The organism is Ignavibacteria bacterium, from assembly GCA_025612375.1.
Lineage (GTDB): Bacteria > Bacteroidota > Ignavibacteria > Ignavibacteriales > SURF-24 > JAAXKN01.
In genome coordinates, this window is the sequence record JAAXKN010000004.1 from 113,047 (window position 1) to 125,890 (window position 12,844).

A 12,844-nucleotide genomic window follows, 5' to 3' on the forward strand; every position below is an offset into this window, starting at 1 on the left:
AAATGAGAGGCGTGCCCGTGTGCCGGGTGAGTAAAATTAATAAATAGCTACTTTACGAGGATATTTTGAGTTCAAAAATCAGCAAAATTCTGTTATTCATAAGCTTTCTTTTAGTTATTCCTTTCCTTAGCCTCCGCCCGCAGTTTATTCATGTAAAGGACAGCCATTTCATTCTTAATGAAAAGCCTTATTATTATCTCGGAACAAACTTCTGGTACGGGTATTACCTGGGTATTCCTGAACCAAAAGAAAACAGGGAAAGACTTGTAAGAGAGCTTGACCGCCTGAAGGCTGCCGGAGTAGATAACCTCAGGATACTTGCCGGCTCTGAAAAGTCAGACATAAAAAACTCCATTAAACCTGCCATACAGATCTTCCCCGGAGTCTATGATTCTACTTTACTTTCAGGACTCGACTTTCTTTTGTCGGAAATGAAAAAAAGGGATATGCATGCCGTTGTCATTCTGACTAATTACTGGGAATGGTCAGGCGGTATGGCGCAGTACTATTCCTGGAACGGGGGCGGAAGAGCGCTGGACCCCGCTGTGGATGACTTTGGCGATTTTATGAACTATGCAGCCATGTTCTATAGGAGCAATGAGGCCAACCAAAACTTCAGGAATTATTTAAGCAGCCTCATCAACCGTAAAAACATATATACGGGGCTTTATTATTATGAGGACCCTTCCATTATGGCCTGGGAACTTGCGAATGAACCCCGCCCCGGCACAGGCAGCCGGTACATAAGCTATTACTATGAATGGATCGACTCCACTGCAAAGTTTATCCACTCACTTGATCAGAACCATCTCATTACTACCGGAAGCGAAGGAATAATGGGCTCTTTGGAATCCGAGAATATTTATCTAAGGGCACACAAAAGTAAATTTATCGACTATGTGACCATTCACGTGTGGGCCAAGAACTGGAAGTGGTTCGATTCAAAACGTTATAACGAAACCTATAAGAACGCCCTGGCAAAGGCAACTGAATATATACAGGAGCATATAAGGCTTGCACGCAGCCTAAATAAACCCCTGGTAATGGAGGAATTCGGACTCCCAAGGGATAATGAACTCTTTACTGCCGGAAGCGAAACAACAGCACGGGATAAATACTATTCGGAGCTCCTTGACCTCGTCTACCGCAGCGCCAAAGAGGGATCTCCCTTGGCAGGTTCAAATTTCTGGGGGTGGGGAGGCGAAGGCCGCTCGCCAAACAGCGACTTCATTTGGCATGAGGGAGATCCTTTCGTATGCGATCCTCCAATGGAAGAGCAGGGCCTTAATTCTGTATATGACACGGATTCTTCCACAATTGAAGTGCTGAAAGAAAAGTCATTATTGATGAAAAGCCTGAGAGAAGATAGTACGGCAGTTAAGGATACGTCAAAAGGTTTTTCATTACTTCAGAATTACCCGCACCCTTTTAACAATCTGGCTGACAGCTTTACCCCTTCCCCCTCTATTTTATTGCCGCTTCTTAAGAGGACAGATAGGGCAAATAAGTGTACTGAATTTGACCCCCGTATTTTTTAATTAATTATGTCGCAATAAGAATATAATTAAGGGAAATGTCTCTGTTTTAGCTGATTTTCCTCTGACACTGCCTTTCTTAAAATTATACCGCCAGTGCTAAACGTTCTTTACCCTTTTAGAAATTTCTAAGATGTGAATAAAAATATAATCTTTGGAGGGCCTATGAAAAAAGCGCTACGAAGACTCATTTTTTCTGCATTCCTGCTGACGGAACTAATTTCTTCAGCAGCATTTGCATACACTTCCTCCGTCTACCGGGCAAGGAGTTCACCTCCGGAATTTGAAGTCGATAGTATTGCTCCCAAAAAAGGTCCGGCCTGGGGAGGCACTATTGTAACCATATACGGGAAGAAGTTCCTGCCGAATACAACCTTTGAGGTCCGCTTTGGCGGAATTCCCGGCGCTAATGTGACGCGCTTAGATAACCAGACCCTGAGCGTCAAATCACCGCGCCATCCTTTAAGTGATTTAACTCCGGATACTCTGCAGGTAACAGTAACAGATCTTAGTGAAAAGACGAATGTGGCAAAAGTATCTCCCGACAGCTTTATCTATGTACGCCCGGGCACAAAGTTAAGCCTTCTTCCGGCTTCGGCCTTTTACAATGGGACTGTTGAGCTTACTGCCACGCTTACCGACTCTTTAAACGCCCCGGCTGACAGCCAGACGGTTACTTTTACCTTGGGAGGGCAATTGGCAGGAACGGCAATTACCGACACCTCAGGCCTGGCAAAGCTAAGTGTATCTATAAGCGGAGTTGAATCCGGAGTGCATGCAGGCTATATCGGGGCAGGCTTCCAGGAGAACTTTTTTTATAAATCTTCAATTCCTGCTCAGGCAGATCTGACTGTCAAACCCGTGCAGGCAATCTTAAGCCTCAACAGCCCGGTGGTTAACTATGGGGAGGGTATAGAACTGAAGGCTGTACTGACTTTTTCAGGCACTCCGCTTACAGGCAAAACGGTCTTCTTTTCAGTAAACTATAACCCGGCCGGATCTGCGGTGACACAAAATGATGGCAGCGCAAGTCTTACTTTAACTCAGCCCCTTGATGCCGGACAATATAATATCAAGGCAGTCTTTGCTGAACAGGGCTTCGACACCACTTCAGCTGCCGGAACACTTACAATTAACCAGGCTGCTACAAGCACCACAGTCGAAAAGGTGGAAACGTCCTCTGGAAGCATAATCAGTCTTACAGCCAGGCTTACAGCAAATGGTAATGTCGTAAAAAATGCGGCAATTATATTTACAATCGATGGAAGTATTTCGGCAGGTACTGCCATAACCAACGACGAGGGAACGGCGACTCTCAGCGGCGTTAACCTGGGCACTCTTGGTATTGGTCCGGGAACACACGCTGTCAGTGCCGGTTTTGCAGGAAACACAAACTACAAGCCGTCATCAGCTTCTAATGAGCTCATTGTAAGCCAGGAAACTACAGAAATCAGCATTTCGGGTTTTGAAGCTGACTATGGAAGCACAATTATGCTTTCGGCTAAACTTACCTCAAAAACAACCGGACTTGGAATTAAAGGCGCCATAATAAATTTTGCAATTGAAGGGGGGCCTCAGATAGAACCGGCTGCTACGAATGAAAGCGGGGAGGCATCTAAAAGCGTTAACCTCGGGAATACCAGTCCGGGCACACATAACTTTACCGCAAGCTTTGCAGGAAACAGCAGCTATGGCCCAAGCCTGGCCTCGGCGGTAATCACAGTAAAACAACAGACTCCAGCAGCGACTAATATTCTGGTTGAAAAATCGGCAGGATCCTTTGGAGGCAAAACTACACTTACAGCTAAGCTTACCAATTCCTCCGGTACAGGCCTAAGCGGCATGAAACTCCATTTTAAACTTAATGGAGCAGATATAGGCGATACAGTAACAAATGCCGGCGGAGTAGCCCATCTGCATGGAGTCAGTATAGCCGGAATTGAGGCAGGCATGCATGAAAATTATATCGAGGCCAGTTTTTCACCCGCAAGTGGTGAATATGCTCCAAGCTCGGGCAAAGGGCCGCTGGAGGTTGCCCCTGCTGCAACAGGCATTAGTATCAATAATGTCGAAGCTGAATTTGGAAACACAATTACTCTTACGGCTAAACTCACGTCATCTGTTACCGGCAACGGCATTGCCAACGAAACAGTTAGTTTTGTAATTGATGGCGGTCCCGCAGTGGAGCCTGCTAAGACCAATTCAGACGGAGTGGCAGTAAGGAGCGTTAATCTCGGCGCTACCAGTCCCGGAAAGCATAATATTACAGTGAGCTTTGGTGGGAGTGCAAACTATGCCCCAAGCCAGAACGTAGCTTTGCTTACTGTTACTCAAACACAAACAGCAACAACCCTCAGTGTTTCCAATGTGGAGGCTGACGGAGGAGGCACGGTTACCCTTACGGCTAAGCTTACCTCAAGTGCCTCAAGCCTTGGAATACCGGGGGCGGCAATCAGCTTTTCATTTAATGATGGTCCCTCTGCAGGCACTAAAATTACGGATGAAAACGGCATCGCCAGCCTCTCCGGCGTTGCTGTGCCCGGTAATCTCGGCCCGGGCCTTCATAAAGGGGCCATCAGGGCCAGTTTCTCCGGAAACAGCCAGTACATGGCGAGCTCTGGTTCGGGTGATCTGAAAATTAATAAGGCCACGAGCAGCCTGACCGTTTCAAGCGCATCCGGTACATATGGCGGCAGCACAAAACTGAGCGCTGCGCTTAAATCGGGAAATTCAAACCTCTCAGGACAGACAATCAGATTTTATTTGAAAGAAGCGCTGGTAGGAGAGAATACAACAGGCAGTGACGGCGTTGCAAGCTATACTGCTCCTTTGGGCTCTATAGACGCCGGAACGTATCCTTCAGGCGTAAAGGCTGTATATGCGGGATCGGATACTTATTCCGCAAGCTCTGCTTCAAACAGCCTTATAGTTGCCCAGGCTTCAACTAACCTGAGTGCTGCAGATGCTGAGGCTGATTATGGAGGTAAAGTTACACTTTCATCTGTACTTACCTCAACTGTAACGCAGTCGGGCATTGCAGATAAGTCCGTAAGTTTTATTATCCAGGGCGGTCCTCAGATAACTGCCGTTACAAATGGCAGCGGGATTGCAGCCGTGAGCGTTGATCTTGGCGCAACCAGCGCAGGCACGCATGATATTACAGCCTCTTTCTCCCCCTCAGGCGGGAACTATACAGGAAGTACGGCAAAAGGGAAGCTGACTGTAAAAGGTTCTGTAACAAGCCTTGCTGTAACGGATCTTACCGGCTCCTACGGAGGTACTGTTACGCTGGAAGCCGTCTTGTCCTCTGCAGGAGCGGGCCTTCAGGGAAAGACAATTAAGTTTACATTCAACAATAAAACATATTCGGCAGAAACTAATAATAGCGGCATTGCAAAAGTTGCTGAGGTAAGTATTTCAGGCTTTGACGTCGGTACGCATTCCGGTGTAATTCTGGCGGAATTTGCCGGAACAGGTGGTTACAGCTACAGCTCAGCTTCCGGAAGCCTTACGGTCGGGAAAGCTTCTACTGCAATAGCAGTTGCAAGTGTGACCGGCACACCGGGCGGGAAGGTTGATCTATCGGCTGCACTGACATCAGGAGGCTCCAAACTGCAAGGATTGACAGTAAGATTTGAATTAAATAATAATCCTGTCGGGGAGGCTAAAACTAATGACCTCGGTGTGGCAACTATCTACGGCATTACCTTGCCGGGCAATTTGAGTGCAGGCCCGCATCCAGGCGCAATTGCTGCAGTCTTTGACGGAACCAATAACTATATGCCGGTCCAGGGCTCCGGCACACTTACAATAACACAGACTCCAACAGCTATTCAGGTTACCAAGGCCAAAGGATCCTACGGAGGCAAAGTTAACCTCGCGGCAAAGCTGACCAGCTCATCAGGTATCCCGTTAAACAGCATGAAGCTTCACTTCAAGCTTAACGGCATGGATATAAACGATGCATATACTGATGAAGGAGGCCTGGCTGTACTGAGCGGGGTCAGTATAGCGGGAATTGATGCAGGATTGCATGATAACTATATCCAGGTAAGCTTTTCGCCTGTAGACAATAGTTACGCTCCCAGTACCGGTTATGGCCCTCTGGAAGTTACTCCGGCAGCAACAACCATCAGCATCAGTGATATGGATGCGGACTTTGGAAGTACAGTTACTTTAACTGCCAGGCTTACCTCTGCTGTTACCGGAAATGGTGTTGAGAACAAAACAATTGTCTTCAGGGTTGATGGCGCTGAGGTTGGAAACGGAACAACCGGTGCGGATGGCAAAGCGGTCAAAAACTACTATCTGGGCAATACCACTCCTGGTTCTCATACAGTTGAGGCATTCTTCTCTCCTTCGGGCGGGAACTATTCGGGCTCAAGCGGCAAGGCCGCCCTCAATGTAAAAGCAGCCTCAACTGCCCTCGTTGTTACAAATGTTGCAGGTACATATGGCGGCAAAGTTACTCTTACTGCAACACTTACTTCACAGGGCGCTCCTTTAAGCGGAAAAGTAGTTGAGTTTTCACTTAATAATAAAACAGTTGGTACCGCAGTAACAGATGCCAATGGTATTGCAGTTAAGACTGATGTCGGTTTAACGGGTATTCCTGCGGGCAGTTATCCAGGCTACATCGGTGCAAGCTTTGCGGAATCGAGTCCTTTCAAAGGAAGTAGCAGCAAGGGGGACCTTGAAGTAAAAAAGGCCGCAACTGCTGTTGCAGTTTTGCCCGTTGAAGTGCAGTACTCCGATCAGGTTAGCCTTACTGCTGTTGCTATTTCGGCGGCACAGGACGTACTTAATGCATCCGGCGGAAGGATTGAGTTCAAGTACCAGGCGGGCAGTCAAACAGCAGTTTCTTTGGGTGTTGTAACATCCTACAGCGTTGTCAGTGGCAGGCTGAACTTTAGTTTTACATTTATCTGTACGCTTGCTCCTGATACCTATAAGATACTGGCAGTATTTACCCCATCGGATCAGGCAAACTTCGAGGTCTCATGCAATATATCTCCATGGGGCCCGCTTGTAGTTAAGCCCGAAGATGCTCTGGCTGAATATTCAGGCCTGAGATACTTTTCGGCTGCAGCTTTATCGGCTTACACCTCGCAGCTTACTTTTTCCTCAACTGTTGCAGATTACCCGGATGCTTCCCGCGGAAATATTTCAAATGCCAAGGCTGAGTTTAGAGAGGTACCAGCAGGGGAATTATACGATCAGGGGATCGTCCGCGGAACTAACCTTCCCGTGTCTTTACTTAATTCTTCAGATGAAACCCTCGGAATTGTAACTGCGCAGCCTTTTAACCGGAAACTGGGCGAGTCGGAAATAAATAACTGCGGCACAACATTCAGCGTATATACCCGCATATACGGCTACTATCACGCATTAAGTGATCCGGCTCTTGTTTCTGTCTGCATCCCCTCTACAGAAAATATCTCAGGCGGCGGATTTATCATCCCAAATTCACCATCAGGCAAGTACCGCTGCAAGGCAGGAAGCAAAGCCAGTTTCGGATTTTCAATGAAGTACAGCAAAACCGGCAAGGATGTCCAGGGCCAGGTAAATATAATAGTCCACGCCGAAGACAATAAAATCTATCAGATTACGGCAAACGCCATTAGTACACTTTCTGCATACCTGATTCAGAATTTGCCGGGTAAAGCTGCAAGCTTCACCACCAGGGCAGAACTCAGGGATATTACCGACCCTTCAAAACCGGTCTTTTTAGGCGGGGGGCTTACGCTTAACCTCGAGATATATGATGATGAAAAAGATAATCAAAACGATGCCATTGCCATTACACTTCAGGAGCCTGGTTCGGTGCTCCTGTTTTCAAGCAACTGGGACGGGACAAAGACAGTCTCACAAGCGCTCAAAGCCCCCAAAGGCGGCGGAACTATAAGGGTACTGAGCATAGATAATCCTGTGAGTGTAGAGGAAGAGGAAATAGTTCCTAAAGAATATGCCCTCTACCAGAATTATCCCAACCCGTTTAACCCGAGCACAAATATACAGTTCGACCTGCCTGAGGAAAGCAGGGTTAGTATAGTGATTTATAATATTCTGGGAAGGGAAGTCCTAAGGCTTGTTGACAAGGACTTCCCCGCAGGCAGACACCAGGCCGTATGGAACTCGCAGGATGGGCGCGGCACGTTTGCCTCAGGCATGTATATCCTGCGCATATCAGCTAAATCCTTAAGCAGCCAAAAGAGCCTTGTTTCCACAAAGAAAATGATGCTGGTAAAGTAATCTCAGGCTTGAACTGCCTTAACTAAGAAAAACAAAAGCCCCAAAACGGCAATGCCGTTTTGGGGCTTCAAAAGGTTTCTTTATTTGGGAAATTAAACTTCCTCTTCTACCAGCTCTTCCTTAGCCTTGGCCTTGTTTTCAACTTCGGCAATATATCTCTTTGTGGCCTCCGGAAGTTCCTTCCAGCCTCTTATGGCCAGAAACATTCCGATTAAGGCAAATGGCATCAGGAATATCGGCCACCAGTGCCAGCTTTGTGTTGTTAAATAACCAAGTCCTATTGACTGAATGCCGGAGCCCAGATATACAAAGCCGTCAACAATGCCCGAGCATGTTGCTGTGGCCTTCCTGCCGCCAAAGTCAGCTGCAGCCGTTCCCGACATCAGTGAGTGGCACCCTGTAACCGCCGTTACTATCAGTACTGCTGAAATTCCTACAATTACGGGGGAGGAGGTTAAAAATATAGCCATTACACCTGCAAGTACAAACATGGCGCCCGATAAGAATACAACCGGGGGAGTTCTTCTTGACTGGAAGAAATTATCTGAAATGAGGCCGCCAAGGAAACCGCCAATGATACCGAAAATGCAGAGCAGAAGTCCCCAGTTATCCATGAAGAATTCGCCGCCGGGCTGATGAACTTCCTTTGCAAAGATTGTGTACCATTGCATAATGCCGTTTCTCAGAGCACCAGAGGTCAGCTCAATAAAGGCGAATGTCAGCATGAGCGAGCTTCCGAAAACCATTTTGAGCAGGTCTTTGGTGGAATATTCAACGTCCATCTTGCCTGATGAGGCGTCATGTGTATCAAATTCAGGAAAACCGGCTTCTTCGGGCGTGTCCTTAATTAAAAACCAGTCCATTACTGCCCAGAAGAGCATTATAATGGCAGGGACAAAAAATACGGCCCATACTGCATCAACCGAGCCGGTCTTAAGTGCAAAAATGCCCTGAAGCAGTGAGCTTAACCAGTTCGACGGGCCTCCCGGGGTTACTTTTACCATGTCAACAATTGCCTGCCCCCAGTCGAATGCGAAATAAACTCCTATGGAAATTAAAGAACCGAAAATTGCGCCGAATACCCCGCGCTCTCTTACGTGGAACCAGTAAGCTTTAACCTTTATAATGGAAACAGCCCCGTAGCTCTGGAAATACATGTTTAATGCATAGAGGACCGAAAAGACTACTACGAGATTGCCCGTGTAACGCCCGGTTAATACAAGGTAGGTTATAACACCGAGTAAAATATTTGCAATTGAAGCGCCTACCGAGGAAATGATTATTCCTTTCTTACCGCCTATCTTGTCTACCAGAGGGCCGTTAATGAGAAAAGAACAGGCATAGACGATTGTTCCGGCTCCGAAAATTATTCCGAAATCCTCTTTCGACATCAGACTTCCAAGTGCATTCTTTGAAACATTCAGGTTGTAACGCCCCATGTAAAGAAATGCATACGACATGCCGAGAGGAAACCAGTTAATAAACCTGCGGATTAAAAACCACTTGCCGTGCTTTAGAGGATTGTTATAAAAATATAAAAATATTATAAGTACAATACTCAACGTAACAATAATGACGCCCATATCGATATCCGTCCTGTTGAATTTTTAGAGGAAAACTTGATGTAATAATGTGGCTCTAAATTGGCCAAGTAAAAATATGGCATTAAATAATTATTAGCAAGGTTTTCGCCCGATTAATAAATTCTCATGTTCTTAAAGTATTAAATCCACCGGAATTTATAGTGACAGGAAATATGAGGAAATGACTGATTCCCGTGCAAAAAAGCAGCAAAACAGGATGCCTTGCAGTGTGCGGGCTACCTGAAAAATGAAGAAGCCCGGGACTTGCATTAAATAGCTGTTTTTTAGGGCATAAAATTTTACACAGGGCTAAAATGCTATTTGAAGCCTGTTTTCATTTTAAATAACCTTGGAGAAATCGCGTTTTATTTTATAAATTTCAACTCTCATAATTTATTCTTTTATAGCGGATTTTTTTTCAATGCTGATGACGAAAACATTCCTTAAATATATCTTCCTGTGCGCCATTTTTTATGCTTTTTCTTATAACGTTTTATATTCACAGAAAATAGCTGAGCCTGAAATACCTTTTTCACCCAGGCACTACGTCTGCTTCAGGACGGACGTTAAAATGAATATTGACGGAAATCTGGATGAACAAAGCTGGCAGAAAGCACCTTGGACTGAAGCCTTTGTTGACGTTGAAGGGGGCGAAAAGCCCGCTCCGAAATTTAGGACCAGGGCTAAAATGCTGTGGGATGACAACTTCCTATACGTAGCTGCCGAACTGGAAGAACCCGACCTCTGGGCTACACTCACCAAGAGGGATACCACAATTTATAACGATAATAATTTTGAAATATTTATAGATCCCGACGGAGATACACAGAACTATTATGAGTTCGAGATTAATGCCCTTAACACATTCTGGGACCTCCTTATGACAAAACCCTACCGCACAGGGGGCTTTCCCATAAGCACATGGGATATCAGGGGAATTAAAACAGCAGTTGGAATTCAGGGGACATTAAATAACCCTGCGGATAAGGACCAAAGCTGGACGGTTGAAATTGCTTTCCCGCTGAAAGTCCTCTTGCAGTCTTCAGGACACAAGGGGCTTCCCCAAAACGGTGAGCAGTGGAGAGTTGACTTTACAAGGGTTGAGTGGGGAGTAACATCTTCCGGCGGCAGGTACAAAAGAAATGATGATGAGACCAGCTACTGGGCGTGGTCGCCAATCGGGCTTATAGATTATCATTATCCGGAGATGTATGGCTATGTCCAGTTCTCAGACAAAATTGCAGGAAACAGTGAAAGTTTCGTGCAAAAGCCCGAAGAATATGCCAAATGGGTCCTAAGGAAAATATTCTACAAGGAAAAGGTTTTCTTCCTGGAGCATGGCAGATACACAAACAGTTTAGGGGATCTTAAGACCGGGGATATAGATATTCCGGGTTACAAGTGGCCTCCTGTAATTGAAACAACTTCAGATTTCTTTGAAATCTCTGCAGTCAGTTCAGACGGCAAAAACAAAGTATACATTTTCAGCGACGGAAAAACAGGCCGGATTTCGCTTAAATAGCTATCTCCAACAAGGATTGTGAACCTTTATGCTGCCAACTTTATTATGTCCCAAAATTCAGCCTAAAATTGCTTGTAAAAAGTTAAATCAGTAAGTTTTACACGTGAATTTCTTAATTGTTGAGTTTTGAGCTGGAATAATAAAGCTCGGCTTCACAGAATTCCGGTTTCTTTGAGAAATTCAGGTTATGGGGGATAAAAAAAGTTAAATCAATTGCATGATTAGATAAAATTTTTAGGAGAACTAAAATGATCGGTTACCTTTATGGATCTTTGCTTGCAATCATCCAGTTAGTAGTTGTTATTGTAGCGTTATATCTGTTCGGATCCAGACTCCAGAAAACAGAAGGAGAAACCTTTAAGGCCCGCTTTAAGGCTGCAAAAAAGGGGATTTTAGTTGTACCGGCTTTATTGCTCGTACTCTTTTTTGCATTTGACGGATATTTAGCCGTGAAACTAGTTGAGCAGAAAGATGCCTCACAGATAATGGACTTCCTGCTTCTCGATAAAATGCACAGGAATACAGACGACCTGCTCAGTGATCTGTCCAAAGAAGTGAAAAACTTCTCTGACCATCACCCCGAATTTAATGTGCAGTATGAAGTTCAAAAGCAGTCGAAACCCGCTTCATCCTACGAAGATGCGGTGGTTGACCAGGCTTTCCAGGTTGTCCTTTATGCTGAACGCAAGGGCATAGGGAATGATCCGGAACTTCAGAAAATTAAACTGATGAAGGACGACGTCCAGGAAATGCGTAAGGAAATGGCCAGAATTGAAAGTTCACTGTCAAACCCTATAAAAGTACAGAAAGGCGAAACACACCGCACAATAGTTCAGCGCTACCTGAAGGACGAAATGAAGCTTGACGACAAGCAGATTAAATCCATTGTCAGCAGGACGGCACTTTTTAACAGCCTCGTCCCAAATTTCTACGTCTATAATCTCTATAAGGACGGCGTCTTTTTAACAACCGTTACACAGGGTGAAGCTAAGGTCTCACCGATGACAGTTGCAAGACTCTCACAGAAAAGAATGATGAGCGGCGTTATTAAGGAAAATAATGAGCTGAAACTTTCTCTGGATTCGCTTAGATCAGCTTATAAGCCAGACACTGAAACTCCTGAACAACAATAAAATTACATTATATTTTTAATTTAAGCCCGGGGAAGATTATCCCCGGGCTTTTTTTTATGATAGGACTCATTTTAATATATCTGCCGTAAGAATCAGTGTCTGTGTGGGTTCAGTGGGATCATTGCTCGAAACTTTTATGTTCCTGGCTATTTTGCCCTTCAGGTTTGAAGTGTCAATGTCAACCTTTAAGTATCCCTTTTTCCCCGGTTCAATTTTTCTGCCGCTCAGGCGTGTTGCAATGCCCGGGCCGGTTGTTACAACAAATCCTATGTCAAGAGGTGAACCGCCTGTATTTGTAAAATTAAAAGTGTACTGTGCAACCTTGCCTTCCTTTAATTTTCCCAAATCGTGCACTTTTTCCGTAAATGAAAGCTTCGGCGTTTTTAAGACTGACTTGTTGCTCCCAATGCCGGCGTTCGAAATAACATTAGTATTCGCTATACCGCCAGTTAAAACATTTGCTGTAAATGTAACCTTGGCTGTAGCGTGCGAGGGATCATTTGTTTCGATATACACGGTTTTATTCTGCTTGCCCTCTCTTCCCTCTGAATTAAAGGTTACCTCCAGCCCCGTGAATTCTCCGGGCCCTAATTTATTTTTTCCCGGTTTTGCAGCTGTGCAGCCGCATGAGGCCCTGACTTCCTTTATATCCAGAATTTCGCCTCCCACATTCTTTATTGTATAGATTTTAGTCACCTTTTCCCCTGCTTTTATATCTCCCATGTCATAGCTCGATGGTGTAATTGAGATCTGGGGAAACTGCTGTGCAAACGTAAAGCCTGAAATAAAAAGAATCATAAAAAAGTATCTTTTTAACAT

The 12,844-nt window shown here is 45.3% G+C and carries 6 protein-coding genes; 4 read left to right on the top strand and 2 right to left on the bottom strand.

Features of this window, described 5'->3' with window-relative positions:
• The first annotated feature begins 65 nt into the window (after positions 1–65).
• Positions 66–1,538: a cellulase family glycosylhydrolase gene (locus HF312_04700; GenBank protein MCU7519492.1), complete on the top strand. Its 1,473-nt coding sequence runs from the start codon at positions 66–68 to the stop codon at positions 1,536–1,538.
• A gap of 162 nt (positions 1,539–1,700) precedes the next feature.
• Positions 1,701–7,787: a T9SS type A sorting domain-containing protein gene (locus tag HF312_04705; GenBank protein ID MCU7519493.1), complete on the top strand. Its 6,087-nt coding sequence runs from the start codon at positions 1,701–1,703 to the stop codon at positions 7,785–7,787.
• A gap of 92 nt (positions 7,788–7,879) precedes the next feature.
• Here HF312_04705 and HF312_04710 read toward each other — a convergent pair whose 3' ends face one another.
• Positions 7,880–9,370 carry an MFS transporter gene (locus tag HF312_04710; protein MCU7519494.1) on the bottom strand — a complete coding sequence of 497 codons (1,491 nt, stop codon included), beginning with the start codon at positions 9,368–9,370 and terminating at the stop codon, positions 7,880–7,882.
• A 427-nt stretch (positions 9,371–9,797) separates the two neighbouring features.
• On the opposite strand from HF312_04710, the gene HF312_04715 reads away from it, so the two are divergent.
• Positions 9,798–10,892, top strand: coding sequence for a carbohydrate-binding family 9-like protein (locus HF312_04715; protein ID MCU7519495.1), 1,095 nt, complete (start codon positions 9,798–9,800; stop codon positions 10,890–10,892).
• Positions 10,893–11,140: 248 nt separating this feature from the next.
• The gene (locus HF312_04720) at positions 11,141–12,025 is read left to right on the top strand and encodes a hypothetical protein (GenBank protein ID MCU7519496.1); all 885 of its coding nucleotides are present in this window, start codon (positions 11,141–11,143) and stop codon (positions 12,023–12,025) included.
• 66 nt (positions 12,026–12,091) lie between these two features.
• Here HF312_04720 and HF312_04725 read toward each other — a convergent pair whose 3' ends face one another.
• Positions 12,092–12,844, bottom strand: a complete 753-nt coding sequence (locus tag HF312_04725) for a DUF1573 domain-containing protein (GenBank protein ID MCU7519497.1) — start codon at positions 12,842–12,844, stop codon at positions 12,092–12,094.